The sequence below is a fragment of the Variovorax sp. MPBD4-3 genome, assembly GCF_058809745.1.
The window spans coordinates 1-18,193 of sequence record NZ_JBXASW010000089.1; the positions used below are offsets into that span (position 1 = coordinate 1).

The following is an 18,193-nucleotide window of genomic DNA, read 5'->3' on the forward strand; positions in this document are numbered from 1 at the left end:
CATATATATAGAAATGAGAAAGCCGCCCGGAGGCGGCTTTCTCAGATCGAAGCTACGCGAGCTTAGTAGTAACGCGAGTTGTTCGTACGGCGCATCGCTTCATACAGCGTGGGCATGCGCACTTCCTGCGAGCGCTGGCTCATACGGGCCAGCGCGTCGATCTTGGCGGCTTCAGCGGCAGGCACAGTGCCTTCGGATTGCTGGCGCCACACAGCGGCTTGCAGTTCCTGCATCACGCGCGGGTCGTTCTTGGCAGTTTCCAGGAAGCGAGCATCCGCACGAGCTGCGGCACGGCGTTGCGAGGCTGCGCGCCAGAGACCGGCGACGCCGCTCTTGCCGACCGAACCGGCAAACAGGGCGAACAATGCGATTGCAGCAACGCAGAGCACAGCCCAGACTGCGAGCAGCCCGCCTTCGCTCCAGTTGGAAACAAGCGCATCGGTCACCACCAGCACTGCTGCGGCGACAGCGACGATCAGCAGCGCGATGAGCGGACGGGCGCCGTTGGCACCGGCGCGTGCGGCCTGGATCTGGCCGAAAAGAACTTCGGCGCGACGCACGCCGGGGTGGACGGTGGGTTGGTCAACGTGAACAAAGCTGGTCATGATGTCCTCCTGGGACGTTGGTAATCAGTGGTGGCGAACAAGGCCTATGCGCCAATATTAGGGCTTACCCTAGTACGATTCCACTTTATCTTTCTGATGTTTATCATTCACAAGACTGATGGACGTCAACTTTCGCACGCTCGACCTCAACCTGCTTCGCGTCTTCGACGAGGTGATGGCAGAGCGCAACCTCACGCGCGCTGCCCGCAATCTGTCGATCACCCAGCCCGCGGTGAGCAACGCGTTGCGGCGCCTGCGCGATGTGCTGGGGGACGAACTGGTGCGCCGCTCCGGCGCCGGCGTCGAGCCCACGCCACGGGCCCTGGCCCTCTGGCCGACGGTGCGCGACGCGCTGCGCCAGCTTCAGCACACGCTGGCGCCCGGCGAGTTCGATGCCGCCACGGCCGACACAACCTTCCTGCTTGCCATGGCCGACGCAACAGCGGCCGAGCTCATCCCGGGCCTCGTGCAGATCGCCGAGAAAGAAGCGCCCGCCATCTCGCTGCGCGTGCTGCCGCTGACCACGCGCGACCCGCGCCGCATGCTCGAGCTCGAAGAAGTCGACATGGCCGTCGGCTACTTTCCGGCCGTGATCGCCAGCCTCGCGGCGCGTGGCCAATCAGGCGTCGGGGTTGCGTTCGAGACCCAGCGGCTCTACCTGGGCCAATATGTATGCGTGATGCGCCGGGGCCATCCGCTGGCGGATGCGCCCCTCACACTCGACGACTATTGCGCGGCGCGGCACCTTCTGGTGAGTTTTTCTGGGCGGCCTTACGGCTTCATCGACCAGACGCTGGGCGCCATGGGGCGCGAGCGGCGCATCGTGGTGACGGTGAACCAGTTCTTCACCGCAGGCCGAGTGGTGGCCAATTCAGACTTGCTGACCGTGCTGCCGCGTCACTTCGTGACTGTCACCGGCATCGACGACCAACTGGTACTGCGCGACCTACCCTTCGACCAGCCGCCGGTGCACGTGGATGCCATCTGGCACCGGCGCGCCCAGCACGGGCATTCGCACGAGTGGCTGCGCACGGCGCTGTTGCGCTCGGCAGCAGCGGCTTTCGCCGGATCGGTCCTCGGGCAAAGGGTGCCCGACTGACCTGCCAGCCCGTCGACCGCTCAGCGGACGACGCTGAGCCAGGCCGAGGCGGCGGCGCGCAGTTCCTGCGCGTGGTGGGCTCCGCGACCGGCGCGAATGTCGGCGCTTTCCATCAGTGCTGCGGCGTGGCTGGCCGGGGCGTTGACGGTCGAGGAGCGAAAGAAACGTGCCACTTGGGCGATGAGGCTGAACATGGTGTTGCGCGGCTTGTGGCCGTGCTCTGAGTGGTTGATGTACCAAGAATAAGGGTTATCCCTAGGTTTTCAACCCAGACCTTATGCACTTCATGCATGGGTCAATTCCCCTAGACTGGTTCGACGATGAAGTTGCAACTGTTGTCCGACCTTCACCTGGAATCCCATCCCCGCTTCCATGCCGCGCCCGTTCCGGGCGCCGACATGCTGATCCTGGCGGGCGACATCGGCTCCTACCAGCAAGGCTCCCGCCTGACCGACACCGACTTCGGCCTGGGCCGATTCTCTCCCCGCAACGGCTGGCCGACGCCCGTCATCTACGTGCCAGGCAACCACGAGTACGACAACGCCGACTTCGACGAAACCCACGAACGCCTGCGCACCCTGTGCGAAGAGCTCGACATCCTCTGGCTCGAGCGCGAAACCCGCGTCATCGACGGCATCCGCTTCGTCGGCACCACGCTCTGGGCCGACTTCGACGCACTGGCCACCCCTGCCGACAGCCTCGCCGAAGCACTCAAGAAACGGGGCAAGGCAATGCGCGCGGCCGATTTCTACCTTGAAAAAGCAGCCACCATGCGTAACGGCCAGTTGTTCCTCGCCGGCCAGCTGCGGGAGCAGGCGCTCGCATGCCAGGCCTGGCTCGAACAGGCACTGGCCGAGCCTTTCGACGGCACCACGGTCGCCATCACGCATTTCGCACCCAGCCTCGACAGCGGCGATCCGCGCTACGGGCTGACTCCCGGCACCCCCGGTTTCTGCAATGCGCTCGACGAACTGCTCCCCCACACCAGGCTGTGGCTGCACGGCCACCTGCACTGCCCGTCCGATTACATGAAGAACGGCTGCCGCGTCGTGGCCAATCCGCTGGGCTACGCGCGCAACGGCGAGCAGGAAGGCTTCAAGCCCCACCTGCTGATCGACATCCACTGATGAAAAGGCGCGCGGCAGCCCGCGCGCGCTGTAACGGCCGGCAACGCACTGGCCGCACCCGCTGTGTAGACTGCCAGAGGCCCACCCATCCACCCGGAGGAGAGCGCCATGACGCAACAGCAACAACAACGTCGGACTTTCCTTCAGCAGTCGGCCGGCCTCGCAGCCGCCACCGGCATGCTCTCCTTCTGGCCCAAGGCATCGGCCCAGGCGCCCGAGACGGGCGGCAAGGCGATGGGCCAGTCGTCGATGGCCGAGCTGTCGCGCCGCCTCGCAGCCGGTTCGATCAGCAGCAGTCAACTGGTGGAAGAGGCGCTCGCGGCCATCCAGAACCCCGCCGGCGAAGGCGCGCGCGCCTTCATCCGCGTACACGCCGATTCGGCCCGTGCCGCCGCAGCCCGGCTCGACGCCGACCGCAAGGCTGGCCGCCCCGCCGCCTCTCACATCTCAGGCATCCCCATATCGCTCAAGGACCTGTTCGACGAAGCCGGCGTCACCACGCTCGGCGGCTCGACCGTGCTGGCCGGCCAGCCGCCGGCAGCGCGCGACGCCATCGTGGTCGAGCGGCTGCGGCGTGCCGGCGCGATCATCATCGGACGCACCAACACGGTCGAGTTCGCCTACACGGGCCTGGGCATCAACCCGCACTACGGCACGCCGAAGAATGTCTACGACCGTGCCGTCGGCCGCATCCCGGGCGGATCGACATCGGGTGGCGCCATCTCGGTGGCCGACGGCATGGCGGCCGGGGCCATCGGCACCGACACCGGCGGCTCGCTGCGCATTCCCTCGGCGCTCAACGGGCTCGTGGGCTTCAAGCCGACGCAGCGGCGCATTCCGCTCGACGGCGTGCTGCCGCTGTCGACCTCCTTCGATTCCGCCGGGCCGATCGCCTGGACGGTGGAAGACTGCGCCCTGCTCGACGCCGTGATGGCTGGCGAACTGCCTCGCCCGATCCGCGTGCCGCCGCTGCGCGGCCTGCGCTTCGCGGTGCCCAAAACCTTCTTCCAGGATGAGCTGTCGCCGGCCGTGGCCGCTGCATTCGCGGCGGCGCTGTCGAAGCTTTCCGCCGCCGGGGCCACGGTCACCGAACTGCCGATGGCCGAGTTCGCGAAGGCGCCCACCATCAACCCGCGCGGCATGATCACCGCCGCCGAGGCCTTCACCTGGCACCGCGAATTCATCAAGACCGGCGCCGCCAAGTACGACCCGCGCGTGCTGGCCCGCATCAGGACCGGCGAGACCATCACCGCGCCCGACTATCTGCAGCTGCAGGCGCTGCGGCGCCAGTTCATCCGCTCGATCAACACCGCGGCCGCCGGCTACGACGCGATGCTGATGCCGACCACGCCCGACACCGCGCCGACCATTGCCGAGGTGCTGAAGGACGACGACACCTACTACCGCATCAACGGCCGCATGCTGCGCAACCCGTCGGTGGTGAACCTGTTCGACGGCTGCGCGCTTTCCGTGCCTTGCCACGAGGCGGGCAGCGCGCCGGTCGGGCTGATGATCGCCGGCATCGGCAACACGGACCACCGCTTGCTGGCGGTCGGCTGGGCCGTCGAGGCCGCGGTGACGCCGCGCCGAGTGCTCAGCAGCTGAGCAGCTGAGCAGCCGAGCCGAGCCTTCAGCGCGAGGCCAGGCCCTCGAAGCAGGTGGCGAGCACCAGTTCGACGATCTGCTCGTCGGTCTGCAGCCCGCCGGCCTTGAGGAAGCCCAGCACCGGATCGCAGGCCCGCGCGAACAGCGTGTAGAGCACGGCGAGGGCCGGCAGCTTCGGGTTCAGCGAACCGTCGGCCTGCGCGGCCTGGATCCAGCCGCCGAGCTGGTCGCTGATGGTCACCAGGCGGTCGAGGTAGGCGCGGTTGTTCATCAGCGCGGCGCGCAGGGTCGAGTTCTGGTGCGGCAGCGACGGCATCTCGCCGGCCAGCTGCACCTGCATCGACCAACGCACCACGGCGCGCAGCTTGGCGATCGGCTTGTCCTCCGGCGGTACCGAGGCAAGGAACTCCATGGTGCGCTGCATGATGCGCACCATGGCCGCGGCGGCAAGGTCTTCCTTGCTGGGAAAGTGCTTGTAGAGACTGGCCTTGGCGATGCCGACCGCGGCAGCCACCTCGTCGACCGTCATCGATTCGAACCCCTTTTCGGCCAGCAACCGGTTCGCGGTCTGCACGATGGCCTCCTCGCGGGCCTGGAGCATCTGTTCCTTGAACGAGGTCTTGGCGGGGGAAACGGCATTCATGCCGGAAATTCTAGTCTTGTGCGTCGCCAATCAGACGACATGCCCGCCGAAATACCAGCCAGTCTTTTACAGACTGGACAGTACGCTCAAGCGTTGCGCCCCTTGGAGACAAGCCGGATCCCCGGCATCAGCTCGGCCGCCAGCTCGGGCCGTTCCAGCGCGTAGTCGAGATTCATGCGCGCAATTTCGACGTGCTCCTCGCCCAGCGCCTGGGCGCGCGAGCCCTGTCCGCGCTCGATGGCCTGCACCATCGCGTGGTGCGTGCGGTGCGCCTGGCGCATCCACTGCTGGCCCTCTTCCATCGACGACTGCATGGGCAGCATCGCGCTGGGCGCGGCGAAAGGCTGGCCGCCGAGCATGTCCATCACCCGCTTGAGCGCGAGGTTGCCGCAGCCTTCGAGGATCAGCTTGTGGAAGCGGTCGTTCATTTCGACGTAGGCCGCGTAGTCGTCCAGGTCCATGCTGGGCTTGTTGACCGCGCGGTCGCCGGCGTCCAGGCAATCCTTGAGGTCGCGCAGCAGCTGGCGCGGCGCGCCGTCCTCGGCCAGCAGGCGGGCGGCAAAGCCTTCGATCACGCCGCGCACGCGGATGGCGTCGGCCACTTCCTGCGATGTGAAGCGGCGCATCTGGTAGCCGCCGGAAGGCGACTGCTCGATCAGCCCTTCGTGCTCCAGGCTGGCCAGCGCCAGCCGCACCGGCGTGCGCGATGCCTCGAGCTTCTCGGCCAGCGGGATCTCGGCCAGCCGCTCTCCGGGCACGAATTCGCCCTTGAGGATCATGTCGCGCAACTGCACGAGGACGCGGGATTGTTGGGAGTCCATCGGCGAATTCTAGGAGACGCGCCCGACACTGCACGCAGCATATTTGCGCTGGCTCGGTTGTTGCATGCACTTCATGTAAACAAGTGTCAAAAACCGACGTTACGCTCAGCGTTTACCCTGATTTTTGGCGTTTCATGCCCCATTTCGGGGCGAAACCGCAGATGGAAGTTTGACCGGAATCCGGGATCACCAAGACAATGCATACAGTTGCATGCAATGCCTGCAGATCCCTTCCACAGCCCCCAAAGATGGAGCCCGCACGATGATCAGCGCCGAGCAGAACGATTTCATCACCCGCGTCGGACCCGACGCTCCCGCCGGCAAGCTGCTGCGCCGCTACTGGCAGCCGGTGGCACTGGCCGACGAGCTCGCCGGCCCGCGACCGGTGAAGCCGGTGAAGCTCATGGGGCAGGACTTCGTCCTGTTCCGTGACGAAAGTGGCCAGCTCGGCATGCTCGACCGCGACTGCCCGCACCGCGGCGCCGACCTCGCCTTCGGCCGGCTCGAGAACGGCGGCCTGCGCTGCGCTTTCCACGGCTGGCTGTTCGACGCCAAGGGCAACTGCCTCGAAACCCCGGCCGAGCCCGCCACCAGCAAGCTGTGCAGCCGCATCAAGCAGTCGGCCTATCCGGTGGTCGAGAAGGCCGGAACGATCTTCGCGTACATCGGCGAGGGCGAGCCCCCCGCGTTTCCCGACTTCGACTGCTTCGTCGCGCCCGACAGCCACACCTTCGCGTTCAAGGGCCTGTTCGAGTGCAACTGGCTGCAGGCGCTCGAAGTGGGCATCGACCCCGCGCACGCCTCGTACCTGCACCGCTTCTTCGAGGACGAGGACACCTCCGGCAGCTACGGCAAGCAGTTCCGCGGGGCCTCGGCCGACTCCGACATGCCCATCACCAAGGTGCTGCGCGAGTACGACCGCCCCGACATCAGCGTCGAGCCGACCGACTACGGCTTCCGCCTGAAGGCGCTGCGCAAGCTGAGCGAAGACACCACCCACGTCCGCGTGACCAACGTGGTGTTCCCGCAGGCCTTCGTGATTCCGATGAGCGCCGAGATGACCATCTCGCAATGGCACGTGCCCGTGGACGACACGCACTGCTACTGGTATGCCGTCTTCACCAGCTTCACCGGACCGGTCGACAAGCAGCAGATGCGCGACCAGCGCCTGAAGCTCTACGAGCTGCCCGACTACACCTCGCGCAAGAACAAGCGCAACAACTACGGCTACAGCATCGAAGAGCAGCTGACCGAGACCTACACCGGCATGGGCGACGACATCAACGTGCACGACCAGTGGGCGGTGGAGTCGCAGGGCGCCATCCAGGACCGCACGCGCGAGCACCTGGGCAGCACCGACAAGGGCATCGTCGCCTACCGCCGCCTGCTGGTGAAGGCCATCGAGGCCACGCTGGCCGGCGAAAGCGCGCCGATGCTCATCGACGCCGCACAGGCCAGCGCGATGACCGGCCCGCCCTCCATCGACGGCATCGGCCGCAACGTCAGCGACGAAGCCGCCACCGAGGTCTACTGGCAGGAGGCCGACCGGGCACGCCGGATGAAGTCCGACTGGGCCTCGGCACGGCTCGCCGCCTGAAGCCCGCGCCATGAGCAGCATCAGCAGCAACAAATTCGTTGACCGCTTCGGTCTCTGGTCCGACGACCAGCACGCGCAGGCCAGGGAACTGGTGCGCCGCATCGACAGCGGCGAGGTCGATCTCGTGCGCTTCGCCTGGCCCGACCAGCACGGCATCCTGCGCGGCAAGACGCTGGTCGCCAGCGAGGCGCGCTCTGCCCTCTGGGAAGGCGTGAACCTCACCTCCACCCTTCTGGCCAAGGACACCTCGCACAAGACCGTGTTCCCGGTGTTCACCCAGGGCGGCGGCTTCGCCATCGAGGGCCTGCAGGGCGGCGCCGACTTCACCATCGTGGCCGACCCCGCCACCTTCAAGGTGCTGCCGTGGTCGCCGCGCACCGGCTGGGTGATGTGCGACGCCTACATGGCCGACGGCAAGCCCTGCCCCTTCGCCACGCGGCAGATCCTGCAGCGCGCGGTGCGCCAGCTCGACGAGCTGGGGCTGGACTTCATCGCCGGCCTCGAGGTGGAGTTCCACGTCTTCAGGCTCGACGACGCGCGCATGGGCCTGGCCGACTCGGGCCAGCCCGGCGAGCCGCCGCGCGTGTCGCTGCTGTCGCACGGCCACCAGTACCTGACCGAGCTGCGCTACGACCGCGTGGACACGCTGATGGAGCTGCTGCGCTCGCAACTGCTGGCGCTCGGCCTGCCGCTGCGCTCGCTGGAAATCGAGTTCGGCCCGAGCCAGTTCGAGCTGACCTTCGGGCCCACCGGCGGCGTGATGCCCGCCGACACCATGGTGCTGCTGCGCAGCGCCATCAAGCAGATCTGCCAGCGCAACGGCCTGCATGCCACCTTCATGTGCCGCCCGAAGATCCCGAACGTGATGTCCAGCGGCTGGCACCTGCACCAGTCGCTGCGCCGCAAGAGCGACGGCGTGAATGCGTTCATGCCCGAGTCCGAGGGCCAGACGCTCAGCGAGATCGGCATGCACTACCTCGGCGGACTCAAGGCGCACGCCTGCGGCGCGGCCGCACTCGCGAGCCCCACCATCAACGGCTACCGGCGCTACCGCCCCTTCTCGCTCGCGCCCGACCGCGCGATCTGGGCAAGAGACAACCGCGGCGCGATGCTGCGTGTGCTCGGCGGCATGGGGCAGAGTGCCTCGCGCATCGAGAACCGCGTGGGCGAGCCGACGGCCAATCCGTACCTCTACCTCGCGTCGCAGCTGTTCTCGGGACTGGACGGCATCCGCCACAAGACCGACCCCGGGCCCTCGGCCGATGCGCCGTACGAAACGCCGGCGGAACAACTGCCGCGTTCGCTCGGCGACGCCCTCGCCTGCCTGCGCCGCGACGAGATGCTCAACGCGCAGATGGGCAAGACCTTCGTCGACTACCTCTGCCACATCAAGGAAGCGGAAATCGCCCGCTTCAACCTCGAAGTCTCGGAGTGGGAACACCGCGAGTACTTCGACATGTTCTGAACGAGCCCCAAGAACAACAATGCCCACGATCCACTACATCCTCAAGGACGGCACCACGCGCGACGTCGACGCCAAGGTCGGCGCCAGCGTGATGGAAACCGCCATTCGCGCCAACGTGCGCGGCATTGACGCCGAGTGCGGCGGCTGCTGCTCCTGCGCCACCTGCCACGTCTACGTGGACGACGCCTTCATCGACCTGCTGCCGCCGCCCGACGACATGGAAAGCGCGCTGCTCGACGCCGTTGCGTCCGAGCGCAGGCCCGGCTCGCGCCTGAGCTGCCAGCTCAGCATCACCGCGGCCTTCGATGGCCTCACGGTGCGCGTGCCCGATACGCAGGTCTGACAGGCAGCTCGGGCATCATCGCCCGCTTTGCACATCCGGTTACACGACAGCGGCGCCCCGAGGGGGGCGCATCCATTCCACCTGAAAGGCGTTTTCAAATGACGGCAATGACGATGACCAAGAGAACCATCCTCTCGACCCTGCTGCTGGCGAGCTTCGGCGTGCTGGGCACGACCGCCGCGCAGGCGGCCGACGAGCCCCTGCGCATCGGCCTGATCGCGACCTACTCCGGCCCCTATGCCGACTACGGCCGCCAGTTCGATGCCGGCATCGCGCTCTACCTGAAGGAGCACGGCGGCAAGGTGGGCGGCCGCTCGGTCGAGATCATCAAGAAGGACACCGCCGGCCCCGCGCCCGACGCCGCCAAGCGCATCGCGCAGGAACTGATCGTGCGCGACAAGGTGAGCGTGCTCACCGGCCTGGACTTCAGCCCCAACGCCTACGCCGTGGGCGCCATCGCCACGCAGGCCAAGATCCCGACCATCGTGATGAACGCCGCCTCCTCGGCCATCACCACCAGCTCGCCCTACGTGGCGCGCCTGTCGTTCACCGTGCAGCAGGTCACCGACCCGATGGCGCGCTACATGCTCAAGGAAGGCATCAAGGACGCCTACACCGTGGTCGCCGACTACGCATCGGGCGTCGACGCCGAGACCGCGTTCAAGAAGACCTTCACCGCCGGCGGCGGCAAGGTGTCGGGCGAAGTGCGCACGCCGATGAACAACCCCGACTTCTCGGCCTACGTGCAGCGCATCAAGGACGCCAAGCCCCATGCCGTGTTCTTCTTCTTTCCCTCGGGCGTGATGCCGCCGGCCTTCCTGAAGGTCTGGAAGGAACGCGGCATGGAGCAGGCCGGCATCAAGCTCTACGCCACCGGCGAAGCCACCGACGACAGCTACCTCGACGCCACCGGCGACGTGGCGCTGGGCCTGGTCACCAGCCACCACTACTCGTTCGCGCACCCCTCGCCCAAGAACCAGAAGTTCGTGCGCGACTTCGCCGCCGACAACGGCGCCAAGCTGCGCCCCAGCTACTTCGCCGTGACCGCCTACGACGCCATGGCCGCCATCGACCTCGCGCTGGCCAAGACCAAGGGCGACACCGGCGGCGACAAGTTCATGGAGGCGCTGAAGGGCCTGAGCTTCGAGAGCCCGCGCGGCCCGATCGAGATCGACCCGGCCACGCGCGACATCGTGCAGACCGTCTACATCCGCAAGACCGAGCGCGTGAACGGCCAGCTGGTGAACGTCGAGTTCGACAAGTTCGACCGCGTGAAGGACCCGGCGAAGGAAGCCGCGGCCAAGTAAACGCAAAGAACAGAAGCCAGCATTCAGCCAGCGAGCGGGAAATTCATGGGCATCGTGATCTTCGACGGAGTGGCCTACGGCATGCTCCTGTTCCTCATCGGCGTGGGCCTGTCCATCACGATGGGGCTCATGAATTTCGTCAACCTCGCGCACGGCAGCTTCGCGATGGTCGGCGGCTACGTGGCCGCCGTGCTGATGAACCATTTCGGGCTCGGCTTCGGCCTCTCGCTGGCGGCGGCCTTCGTGGCGGCGGCGCTGGTGGGCGCGGTGCTGGAGTTCGTGTTCTACCGCCGGCTGTACCGCGCACATCCGCTCGACCAGGTGCTGCTTTCCATCGGCGTGGTGTTCGTGTCGATCGCCGCGTTCACCTATTTCTTCGGCCCGACGATGCAGCCCTTCACGCTGCCCGCGGCGCTCGACGGCCAGGTGTCGCTGCTGGGCCTGGAGGTGGGCCGCTACCGGCTGTTCCTGATCGCCTGCGGCGCGGCGGTGCTCGTCGCCCTGCTGCTGGGCCTGGGCAGGACCCGCTACGGCGCGATGGTGCGCGCGGCGGTGGACAACCAGCGCGTGGCCGGCGGCACCGGCATCCACGTGCAGCGCCTGTTCTTCCTGACCTTCTCGCTGGGCTGCGGCCTCGCCGGCCTGGGCGGCGCGCTGAGCCTGGGCATGCTGGGGCTGGAGCCTTCGTTCCCGCTCAAGTACCTCGTGTACTTCCTGATGGTTGTGTGCGTGGGCGGCGCCGGCACCGTCACCGGGCCATTCATCGCGGCGCTGCTGGTCGGCATCGTCGACGTGGCGGGCAAGTACTACCTGCCCGAAGCCGGCGCCTTTCTCATCTACGTCTTCATGATCGTCATGCTGCTGGTGCGCCCGAACGGCATCGTCGCCAAGAAGGGGCTCGCATGAAAGCCCTGACCGTCTCTCCCGCGCAGTTGCGTGCCGCGGAAGCCGTCTTCTGGATCGCGCTCGCGTCGAGCTTCTTCCTGCTGCCCGACAAGCTCACGCTGATGAGCCAGATCATGATCTTCGGCCTGTTCGCGGTGTCGCTCGACATGGCGCTGGGCTACGCGGGGATCCTCACCGTCGGCCATGCCGCGTTCTTCGGCGCTGGCGCCTACGCGGCCGGGCTGCTCGCCAAATACGGCTGGAGCGAGCCCTTCACCGGCCTCGCGTTCGCACTGGTCGTCAGCGGCCTGCTGGGCTATGCCCTGAGCTACCTGGTGGTGCGCGGCGCCGACCTCACGCGGCTGATGATCACCATCGGCGTGTGCGTGCTGCTGTTCGAGGTGGCCAACCGGCTCTCGGGCATCACCGGCGGCACCGACGGGCTGCAGGGCGTGGTCATCGCGCCGGTGCTCGGCATGTTCGACTTCGACCTCTACGGCAAGACCGCCTTCTGCTACGCCTTCGGCGTGGTGTTCGCGATGTTCCTGCTGGTGCGGCTGGTGCTGCGCTCGCCTTTCGGGCTGGCGCTGCGCGGCATCCACGACAGCCGCAAGCGCATGCTGGCCATCGGCTCGCCGGTGGAAGCGCGTCTGCGCATGGCCTACGCCTTCTCGGCCGCGGTGGCCGGCGTGGCGGGCGCGCTGCTGGCGCAGACCACGCAGTTCGTCGGCATCGAGTCGATCGGCTTCAACCGCTCGGCCGAGGTGCTCATCATCCTGGTGCTGGGCGGCACCGGCCGGCTCTACGGCGGCATGATCGGCGCCATCGTCTACATGCTGGTGCACGACTGGTTCGCGGACATGAATCCGCAGTACTGGATGTTCTGGCTCGGCATCTTCCTGATCGCGGCGGTCATGCTGGGGCGCGGCGGCATCATGGGCGCGCTGTCGCGCTTCGTCCGCACGGGGAAGGCGCGATGAGCCCGGCAAACAGGACGCACACCCTGCGCACCCAGGGCCTGGGCATCCGCTTCGGCGAATTCCAGGCGGTGAGCGACGTGAACCTCTCGCTCGAACCCGGCGCGCGCCAGGCGCTGATCGGCCCCAACGGCGCGGGCAAGACCACGCTCATCAACCTGCTCACCGGCGTGTTCAAGCCCACGAGCGGATCGATCCACATGGGCGACCACGACCTCACCCGCCTGTCCGCCGACAAGCGCGCGCGCATGGGCCTGTCGCGCACTTTCCAGATCAACACGCTGTTCCCCAGCCTCACGCCGCTGCTGTCGGTGGTGCTGGCGATCAGCGAGCGCGAGGGGCTGGGCGCCACCTGGTGGCGGCCGCTGAAGGGCTGCACCAGGGTGTTCGACGAGGCGCACTCGCTGCTGGGCATATTCAGGCTCGACAGCCTGGCCGACGTGCCGGTGTCCGAGCTCGCCTACGGCAAGCAGCGCCTGCTCGAGATCGCGCTGGCGCTGGCCGCCAAGCCCCGCATCCTGCTGCTCGACGAGCCCGCGGCCGGCGTGCCGCAGGACGAGAGCGGCGAGCTGTTCGAGGTCATCGCGGCGCTGCCGCAGGACATCAGCGTGCTGTTCATCGAGCACGACATGAAGCTCGTCTTCCGCTTCTCGCGCCGCATCTCGGTGCTGGTCGGCGGACGCATCCTCACCGAGGGAACGCCCTCGGAAATCAGCGCCGACCCGCGCGTTCGCGAGGTCTACCTGGGAAGTTCGCACCACCATGCCTGAAGCACTCGCCTTCGACCGCGTCACCGCCGGCTACGGCAATGCGGTCGTGCTCGACCGACTCGACTTTTCCCTGCAGCAGGGCGAGAGCCTCGCCATCCTCGGGCGCAACGGCGTGGGCAAGACCACGCTGCTCGAAACGCTGATGGGCAACACCCGCGTGATGCAGGGCGCGATCCGCTGGCAGGGCGCGGACATCACGCGCTGGCCCTCGCACCAGCGCGTGCGCGCCGGGCTGGGCTGGGTGCCGCAGGAGCGCGAGGTGTTTCCGTCGCTCACCGTGGAAGAAAACCTCACGGTGATCTCGCGGCTCGGCGGCTGGAACCTGAAGCGCGTCTACGACTTCTTTCCGCGACTGCGCGAGCGGCGCGGCAACTACGGCAACCAGCTCTCGGGCGGCGAGCAGCAGATGCTCGCGATCGGCCGCGCGCTGATGACCAACCCCAGGCTGCTGCTGCTCGACGAGCCGATGGAAGGCCTCGCGCCGATCATCGTGGAAGAGCTGGCGGCCGCCATCCGCCGGCTGTGCGAATCGGAAGGGCTGGCCTCGATCGTGGTCGAGCAGCACCCGGTGCTGGCGCTGGAGATGACGCACAAGGCCATCGTGCTGGAGCGCGGCACCGTGGTGCACGCGGGGCCGAGCAGCGAACTGGCGTCGGACCAGGAGCTGCTCGAGGGTTTGCTGGGCGTCGGGGTCTAGCTCAGCATCTGGCCGCGGCTGCCGATCACCGCCACGTCCACGAACTGGCCGCCTTCGCGGTTGGTGCGGCCGTAGTTGATCTTCACCCCGCCCAGGTCGAAGCTCTCGATGCTGGCCAGCCCCGACATCACCGACGCGCGCGTCAGCGAGCCACCGGCGCGGCGCATGCCCTCGGCCAGCACGGCGGCATTGATGTAGCCCTCCAGGCTGGTGAGCGAGAACTCCTTGATGCCGCTGGCCACCATGTCGGCCTGGTAGCGGCGCACGATCTCGAACCGGGTCGAATACGGCGAAGGCACCACGATCACGAAGCCCAGGCCCTTGGCCAGGTCGCCCATGGCCGACAACGCACTGGCCGTGATCGACAGGCCGTAGGCCGAGCTGCTGTTGCCCGCCTCGCGCAGCGCCTTCAGGAACACCGGCGCGGTACCGGCCAGCCCGACCACCACCACCTGCGGCCTGGCCTTGGCGATGGCTTCGGCGGCGGGCCCTACTTCCATGCTGGTGGTGTTGGGCGTGGTCGCGATCACCGCCGGCTCCAGCTTGGCCTTGGCCAGCGCGGCCTTGAAGGCCGCCAGCACCGACTGCCCCAGCGGATCGTTCGAATGCACGAGGCCGATGCGGCTCTGGCCCAGCACGGCGGCGGTGCTCACGAGCTTGTCGACTTCCTGGTCGTAGTTGGCACGCACCCAGAAGGTGTTGGGCGAGTTCTTCTTGCGCAGCGCGATGGTGCCGGTGATGGGGCCCACCACGGCCATGCCGGGCACCGCGTCCATCACCTCGGCGGTCTGGCGCGTGCCCAGCGGGTGCACCAGCGCGAGCACGGAACTGTCTTTCTCGAAGGCCAGCGCATTGGCCTTGGCCACTTCGGGCTTGAAGGTGTCGTCGGCCATCACGAGCTCGACCTTGGTGCCGTTGATGCCGCCCGCCTTGTTCAGCGCCGCGAAGAAGGCGCTCGAACCCTGGTAGAGCCCCTGGCCGTTGGCCTTCTCGACGCTGCTGTTGTCGAAGGTGGTCCCGACGCGAACCGCCTTGTTCTGCGCCAGGGCCGGGAATCCCAGGCCTGCTGCGGCGGCGGTTGCTGCCAGTCCGGTCAGCGCACGCCGACGGCTGGTGGAAAGCGGCGCAATCGACTCGCGCGGCACGGGAACGGTCATGGTCGAAGTCTCCGGATGGGGATGTTTTGGTGACAAAAACTCACACTCTTTCAAGGAATGTAACGCACCTTCCCTCAATCCGGAATGACACGACGGCGGCTTCGCTAGAGCAATTCCTCGCCCACGATGGGCAGCAGCAGCCAGTTCTTGAAGCGCAGCCAGAGGAACTCGCCGGGCTCGTCCTCGTGCACGATGTCGCCGCCGGCGTCGTCGTATTCCAGCCACTGCACGCGGCGGCCGTCCGGCCCGAGGCGCAGGCGGTAGCCGAGGTTGACGCGCTCGCCGCCCATGAGCCTGTCGTAGTCCTTCACCAGCTCGGGACTGTCGATGACCAGCCCCATCTCGGTGTTGACCGCCGCCGAGCGGTGGTCGAGGTTCATCGAGCCGACGAAGAAGCGTTCGTCGTCCACCACCGCGAGCTTGGCGTGCAGCCGGCTGATCGACTTGCCGAAATCGCCGAAGCGCCCCGAGCGCCCGGTCAGCGTGGGCGCGATCTCGTAGATGGTGACGCCGATCTTGAGCATGTCGGCGCGGTAGCGCTCGTAGCCCGCGTAGGCCAGCGGCTCGTCGGTCGCGCCCAGCGAGTTGGTGACCACCGTGATGCGCCCGCCGCGCTGGATGGCCGCCTTCATCATCGCCATGCCGCGCGCGCCCGGAATGAAATACGGCGAGCCGATCTTCACCTCGCGCTTGGCCGAATTGATGACGCCCAGCGCGCCCTCGGTCACGCTGCCTTCGTAGGCTGCGTCGGGCTTGCGCGTGATTTTCTCGGGGTCGTCTACGAACAGCGTCGACGGCGCCCAGTAGCGCTCGACGTTGCCGGCAATGAGCTGCTGCCCCACCGGCGACTTGTCGAGCACGTCGCGCTGGTGCATGGCCACGTCGGGCACCGCCGTGCGCGCGATGGCGTCGAACCGCTTCTGCGCCTCTTCCACCGGCATGCGCAGAGGCGCGATCTGCTCGATGGGGCGCACGTGCTCGCTGTTCCAGTAGCGGTCGAAGCCGGCGGACATCTGGCGCACCACCGGGCCGCTGGACAGCACGTCCATGTCGATGAAATTGGCGGCGGTGCTGCGCATGAAGTACTCGTTGGCGATGTTGCGGCCGCCCGACACCGCGAAGCTGTTGTCGGCCACCAGCAGCTTGTTGTGCATGCGGTGGTTGATGCGGCCGAAGTCGGTCAGCGAGAACAGCAGCCGCGTCGCCAGCGAATCGGCGCGCGAGGGCAGCGGGTTGAACAGCCGCACCTCGATGTTCGGGAACGCCGACAGCGTGCTGAACACCTCGTCCTCTCCCGCCGTGTAGAGGTCGTCCACCAGCAGGCGCACGCGCACGCCGCGCGCGGCGGCCTCGCGCAGCTCCTTGAGGAACAGCAGGCCGACGTCGTCCTTCTGGATCAGGTAGTACTGCACGTCGAGCGACTTCTCGGCGTGCCGCGCGAGCGAGATGCGCGCGTCGAACGCGAAGGCCGCCTCCGGCAGCAGCCGGAAGCCCGACAGCGACGTGGATCCGCCCGGCGTGCCCCGGGCCGCGAGCTGCGCCAGTTCGGTCTGCGCCACGTCCGCGGCCGTGAAGGCGGTGGCCACAGGCATCGGCTTGCCCGGCGGCAGGCTCACGCAGCCGGCAAGCCAGAGGGAGGCCGCGCCCAGTGCCAGGGCGGCAAGTCGGCGGAGGTTGGCAGCACGCATGGGCCGAACTGTAGCTCGCGGCGGCCTGGCGTGTTCAGCGCCCTATGATCGACCCGCACAAAAGGGAAAAGAAGCGTGCTCAACGGCTTGTGGCTGGGTTTCTTCGGGGTGGCGGCGCTGGCCGCGCTGGGGCGCTGGCTCGTCGGCGGCGACCCGACGGTGTTCGCGGCGCTGGTCGAAAGCCTGTTCGCGATGGCGCGGCTCGCGGTCGAGGTGATGGTGCTGCTTTTCGGCACGCTCACGCTGTGGCTGGGCTTCCTGCGCATCGCCGAGGCGGCGGGGCTGGTGGGCTGGCTGGCGCGGCTTTTGGGGCCGCTCTTCCGGCGCCTGATGCCGGGCGTGCCGGCCGGGCACCCGGCGCTCGGCCTCATCACCATGAACTTCGCCGCCAACGCGCTCGGGCTGGACAACGCCGCCACGCCCATCGGCCTGAAGGCCATGCGCGAACTGCAGCGGCTCAACCCCGACCCGGTGACGGCCACCAACGCGCAGATCCTGTTCCTGGTGCTGAACGCCTCGTCGCTCACGCTGCTGCCCGTGACCATCTTCATGTACCGCACGCAGCAGGGCGCGAGCGACCCCACGCTGGTGTTCCTGCCGATATTGCTGGCCACCAGCGCCTCGACGCTGGTCGGGCTGCTCTCGGTGGCGGTGGTGCAGCGCCTGCGGCTGTGGGACCCGGTGGTGCTGGCCTACCTGTTGCCCGGCGCGCTGCTGCTGGGCGGCTTCATGGCGCTGCTGGGCACGCTGTCGGCGGCGGCCATCGCTTCGCTGTCGTCGCTGCTGGGCAACCTCACGCTGTTCGGCGTGATCGTCGCGTTCCTGCTGGCCGGCGCCATCCGGCGCATCAAGGTGTACGAGTGCTTCATCGAAGGCGCGAAGGAAGGCTTCGACATTGCGAAGAACCTGCTGCCGTACCTGGTCGCGATGCTGTGCGCGATCGGCGTGCTGCGTGCCTCGGGCGCGCTCGACTTCGCATTGAACGGCCTGCGCTGGCTGGTGACGGCGGGCGGCTTCGACGCGCGCTTCGTCGACGCCATGCCCACGGCGCTGGTCAAGCCTTTCTCGGGCAGCGCGGCGCGCGCGATGCTGATCGAAACCATGAAGAGCCAGGGCGTCGACAGCTTCCCGGCGCTGGTGGCCGCCACCATCCAGGGCAGCACCGAGACCACTTTCTACGTGTTGGCGGTGTACTTCGGTGCTGTCGGCATCCAGCGCACGCGGCATGCGGTGTCTTGTGCGCTGCTTGCCGAGCTGGCCGGGGTGATTGCTGCTGTCGCTGTCTGCTATTGGTTCTTTGGGTAAGCCTTGGCGTTGTTTCTTCGGGGTGCGCTCACGCCGACGGGGTACCTTGCTCCGCGAATGTCCCCCGGGGCTTCGCCCCTCCTCCTTTATTTCGCTGCGCAA

General features: G+C 67.6%; 18 protein-coding genes. 12 read left to right on the top strand and 6 right to left on the bottom strand.

Annotated elements, in window-relative coordinates:
- Positions 1–62 precede the first annotated feature (62 nt).
- Positions 63–605, bottom strand: coding sequence for a hypothetical protein (locus AC1RVW_RS28955; RefSeq protein WP_106936172.1), 543 nt, complete (start codon positions 603–605; stop codon positions 63–65).
- Between the two features lie 118 nt (positions 606–723).
- Between AC1RVW_RS28955 and AC1RVW_RS28960 the strand changes: the two genes are divergently transcribed.
- Positions 724–1,704 (top strand): LysR family transcriptional regulator, encoded by a 981-nt coding sequence (locus AC1RVW_RS28960; RefSeq protein WP_081267392.1) that lies wholly within the window; start codon positions 724–726, stop codon positions 1,702–1,704.
- Positions 1,705–1,724: 20 nt separating this feature from the next.
- On the opposite strand, the gene AC1RVW_RS28965 is transcribed toward AC1RVW_RS28960, so the two are convergent.
- The gene (locus AC1RVW_RS28965) at positions 1,725–1,898 is read right to left on the bottom strand and encodes a hypothetical protein (protein WP_172839818.1); all 174 of its coding nucleotides are present in this window, start codon (positions 1,896–1,898) and stop codon (positions 1,725–1,727) included.
- Positions 1,899–2,024: 126 nt separating this feature from the next.
- Between AC1RVW_RS28965 and AC1RVW_RS28970 the strand changes: the two genes are divergently transcribed.
- Both AC1RVW_RS28970 and AC1RVW_RS28975 read left to right on the top strand, forming a co-directional pair.
- On the top strand, positions 2,025–2,831 hold the full coding sequence (locus AC1RVW_RS28970) for a metallophosphoesterase (RefSeq protein ID WP_493204109.1): 807 nt from the start codon (positions 2,025–2,027) through the stop codon (positions 2,829–2,831).
- Positions 2,832–2,939: 108 nt separating this feature from the next.
- Positions 2,940–4,436, top strand: coding sequence for an amidase (locus AC1RVW_RS28975; protein ID WP_493204111.1), 1,497 nt, complete (start codon positions 2,940–2,942; stop codon positions 4,434–4,436).
- A 25-nt stretch (positions 4,437–4,461) separates the two neighbouring features.
- On the opposite strand, the gene AC1RVW_RS28980 is transcribed toward AC1RVW_RS28975, so the two are convergent.
- A complete protein-coding gene (locus tag AC1RVW_RS28980) occupies positions 4,462–5,079 on the bottom strand; it encodes a TetR/AcrR family transcriptional regulator (RefSeq protein WP_081267389.1) in 618 nt (205 codons plus the stop codon).
- Between the two features lie 86 nt (positions 5,080–5,165).
- Positions 5,166–5,900, bottom strand: a complete 735-nt coding sequence (locus AC1RVW_RS28985) for a GntR family transcriptional regulator (protein ID WP_493204113.1) — start codon at positions 5,898–5,900, stop codon at positions 5,166–5,168.
- Positions 5,901–6,162: 262 nt separating this feature from the next.
- Between AC1RVW_RS28985 and AC1RVW_RS28990 the strand changes: the two genes are divergently transcribed.
- The 8 genes from AC1RVW_RS28990 (at position 6,163) to AC1RVW_RS29025 (ending at position 13,941) form a co-directional block, all read left to right on the top strand.
- Positions 6,163–7,497, top strand: a complete 1,335-nt coding sequence (locus AC1RVW_RS28990; RefSeq protein ID WP_493204115.1) for an aromatic ring-hydroxylating dioxygenase subunit alpha — start codon at positions 6,163–6,165, stop codon at positions 7,495–7,497.
- 10 nt (positions 7,498–7,507) lie between these two features.
- Entirely contained in the window at positions 7,508–8,962 is a 1,455-nt protein-coding gene (locus AC1RVW_RS28995; protein WP_493204117.1) for a glutamine synthetase family protein, read from the top strand.
- 19 nt (positions 8,963–8,981) lie between these two features.
- A complete protein-coding gene (locus AC1RVW_RS29000; protein WP_493204119.1) occupies positions 8,982–9,305 on the top strand; it encodes a 2Fe-2S iron-sulfur cluster-binding protein in 324 nt (107 codons plus the stop codon).
- Between the two features lie 107 nt (positions 9,306–9,412).
- Positions 9,413–10,612 carry an ABC transporter substrate-binding protein gene (locus AC1RVW_RS29005; protein ID WP_493204121.1) on the top strand — a complete coding sequence of 400 codons (1,200 nt, stop codon included), beginning with the start codon at positions 9,413–9,415 and terminating at the stop codon, positions 10,610–10,612.
- Between the two features lie 45 nt (positions 10,613–10,657).
- Positions 10,658–11,518, top strand: a complete 861-nt coding sequence (locus AC1RVW_RS29010; RefSeq protein ID WP_285414999.1) for a branched-chain amino acid ABC transporter permease — start codon at positions 10,658–10,660, stop codon at positions 11,516–11,518.
- The gene (locus tag AC1RVW_RS29015) at positions 11,515–12,477 is read left to right on the top strand and encodes a branched-chain amino acid ABC transporter permease (protein WP_081267382.1); all 963 of its coding nucleotides are present in this window, start codon (positions 11,515–11,517) and stop codon (positions 12,475–12,477) included. The genes AC1RVW_RS29010 and AC1RVW_RS29015 overlap by 4 nt, the downstream gene beginning before the upstream one ends.
- Entirely contained in the window at positions 12,474–13,244 is a 771-nt protein-coding gene (locus AC1RVW_RS29020; RefSeq protein WP_493204124.1) for an ABC transporter ATP-binding protein, read from the top strand. Before AC1RVW_RS29015 ends, AC1RVW_RS29020 begins: the two co-directional genes overlap by 4 nt.
- Positions 13,237–13,941 (top strand): ABC transporter ATP-binding protein, encoded by a 705-nt coding sequence (locus AC1RVW_RS29025; protein ID WP_285415002.1) that lies wholly within the window; start codon positions 13,237–13,239, stop codon positions 13,939–13,941. The genes AC1RVW_RS29020 and AC1RVW_RS29025 overlap by 8 nt, the downstream gene beginning before the upstream one ends.
- Here the strand turns inward: AC1RVW_RS29025 and AC1RVW_RS29030 are convergent.
- Both AC1RVW_RS29030 and AC1RVW_RS29035 read right to left on the bottom strand, forming a co-directional pair.
- Positions 13,938–15,098: an ABC transporter substrate-binding protein gene (locus AC1RVW_RS29030; RefSeq protein WP_106936180.1), complete on the bottom strand. Its 1,161-nt coding sequence runs from the start codon at positions 15,096–15,098 to the stop codon at positions 13,938–13,940. The two genes, AC1RVW_RS29025 and AC1RVW_RS29030, sit on opposite strands and share 4 nt — an antisense overlap.
- A 104-nt stretch (positions 15,099–15,202) precedes the next feature.
- A complete protein-coding gene (locus tag AC1RVW_RS29035) occupies positions 15,203–16,786 on the bottom strand; it encodes a phospholipase D family protein (protein WP_285415003.1) in 1,584 nt (527 codons plus the stop codon).
- 75 nt (positions 16,787–16,861) lie between these two features.
- Between AC1RVW_RS29035 and AC1RVW_RS29040 the strand changes: the two genes are divergently transcribed.
- On the top strand, positions 16,862–18,091 hold the full coding sequence (locus tag AC1RVW_RS29040) for a nucleoside recognition domain-containing protein (protein WP_493204127.1): 1,230 nt from the start codon (positions 16,862–16,864) through the stop codon (positions 18,089–18,091).
- Positions 18,092–18,193 lie beyond the last annotated feature (102 nt).

Excerpts from the sequence above, each read along its gene's own strand:
- AC1RVW_RS28995 (WP_493204117.1), top strand. The coding sequence starts at position 7,508 with ATGAGCAGCATCAGCAGCAACAAATTCGTTGACCGCTTCGGTCTCTGG.
- AC1RVW_RS29020 (WP_493204124.1), top strand. The coding sequence starts at position 12,474 with ATGAGCCCGGCAAACAGGACGCACACCCTGCGCACCCAGGGCCTGGGC.
- AC1RVW_RS29015 (WP_081267382.1), top strand. The coding sequence starts at position 11,515 with ATGAAAGCCCTGACCGTCTCTCCCGCGCAGTTGCGTGCCGCGGAAGCC.
- AC1RVW_RS28955 (WP_106936172.1), bottom strand. The coding sequence starts at position 605 with ATGACCAGCTTTGTTCACGTTGACCAACCCACCGTCCACCCCGGCGTG.
- AC1RVW_RS29000 (WP_493204119.1), top strand. The coding sequence starts at position 8,982 with ATGCCCACGATCCACTACATCCTCAAGGACGGCACCACGCGCGACGTC.
- AC1RVW_RS28990 (WP_493204115.1), top strand. The coding sequence starts at position 6,163 with ATGATCAGCGCCGAGCAGAACGATTTCATCACCCGCGTCGGACCCGAC.
- AC1RVW_RS28985 (WP_493204113.1), bottom strand. The coding sequence starts at position 5,900 with ATGGACTCCCAACAATCCCGCGTCCTCGTGCAGTTGCGCGACATGATC.
- AC1RVW_RS28975 (WP_493204111.1), top strand. The coding sequence starts at position 2,940 with ATGACGCAACAGCAACAACAACGTCGGACTTTCCTTCAGCAGTCGGCC.
- AC1RVW_RS29005 (WP_493204121.1), top strand. The coding sequence starts at position 9,413 with ATGACGATGACCAAGAGAACCATCCTCTCGACCCTGCTGCTGGCGAGC.
- AC1RVW_RS28960 (WP_081267392.1), top strand. The coding sequence starts at position 724 with ATGGACGTCAACTTTCGCACGCTCGACCTCAACCTGCTTCGCGTCTTC.
- AC1RVW_RS28970 (WP_493204109.1), top strand. The coding sequence starts at position 2,025 with ATGAAGTTGCAACTGTTGTCCGACCTTCACCTGGAATCCCATCCCCGC.
- AC1RVW_RS29010 (WP_285414999.1), top strand. The coding sequence starts at position 10,658 with ATGGGCATCGTGATCTTCGACGGAGTGGCCTACGGCATGCTCCTGTTC.
- AC1RVW_RS28965 (WP_172839818.1), bottom strand. The coding sequence starts at position 1,898 with ATGTTCAGCCTCATCGCCCAAGTGGCACGTTTCTTTCGCTCCTCGACC.
- AC1RVW_RS29030 (WP_106936180.1), bottom strand. The coding sequence starts at position 15,098 with ATGACCGTTCCCGTGCCGCGCGAGTCGATTGCGCCGCTTTCCACCAGC.
- AC1RVW_RS29035 (WP_285415003.1), bottom strand. The coding sequence starts at position 16,786 with ATGCGTGCTGCCAACCTCCGCCGACTTGCCGCCCTGGCACTGGGCGCG.
- AC1RVW_RS29025 (WP_285415002.1), top strand. The coding sequence starts at position 13,237 with ATGCCTGAAGCACTCGCCTTCGACCGCGTCACCGCCGGCTACGGCAAT.
- AC1RVW_RS28980 (WP_081267389.1), bottom strand. The coding sequence starts at position 5,079 with ATGAATGCCGTTTCCCCCGCCAAGACCTCGTTCAAGGAACAGATGCTC.